The sequence below is a fragment of the Vibrio sp. 2132-1 genome (assembly GCF_033344315.1).
In genome coordinates this window covers 1-649 of the sequence record NZ_JAWPON010000431.1, presented here as the reverse complement: position 1 = coordinate 649, position 649 = coordinate 1, and the positions used below count along the sequence as shown (strand labels likewise).

At 40.1% G+C, this 649-nt stretch carries 1 protein-coding gene and 1 pseudogene; both read right to left on the bottom strand.

Annotated elements, in window-relative coordinates; all coding sequences use genetic code 11:
* Nucleotides 1-88 precede the first annotated feature (88 nt).
* On the bottom strand, nucleotides 89-349 hold the full coding sequence (locus R8N47_RS25860) for a hypothetical protein (protein WP_015313320.1): 261 nt from the start codon (nucleotides 347-349) through the stop codon (nucleotides 89-91).
* Between the two features lie 222 nt (nucleotides 350-571).
* Nucleotides 572-649: pseudogene (locus R8N47_RS25855) on the bottom strand (glutathione S-transferase); the annotation flags it as partial.

Below are 649 nucleotides of genomic sequence, written 5' to 3'. Positions count from 1 at the left end.
GCAATGCGGAGGTCATGTAAAGCAATACCGTTTTGCTATCGTCGACCAATAAGATTGGTTTCATCTCTCTCCTCAACGCTGGTAGCGACTAACGAAGTACTCTGTTTATTGACTGCTCATCTCTAAAACGACTGTAGTCTTCGGCTAAAAGTTGATGTTGATAACGGGTGTAAGACAATGCTTCGTTTGAAATGACGATCTGATTTTCTTTTTCGATAAGCTGCCCGCGCAATTGCTCTATTTGATCACTTTGCTGCGTATAGTTCAGGTACATCGCAACTAAACCAAAAATAGAAACAACGAGCGAAGCAAACAGTACGTTGTTGATGGTTTTGATTTGAAGATTCATAACCTCTCCTTGTCTCTTGCCAGACATCTCTAAATGAAAAGAACGTCTACAGACTAAGAGCACTCTGCTCTAAAACGCATTGAAGCCTATTGAGGTTGTTGTATATAAAAATAATTATAGGAGATGAGTAAAAAAAAGAAGAGAAAACTTGAAGTATTTGAATACCTTTTTGTCATTGGCATTCAATACGCAGCGAGAGAGAAAACGCTCGCTGCGAAAAAATTAGCTTTGGAATGCGTCTCGGGCAGACACTTGTTCAAACCAGCGAGCGATGTTTGGGTACTTCTCGAAGACTTCAAT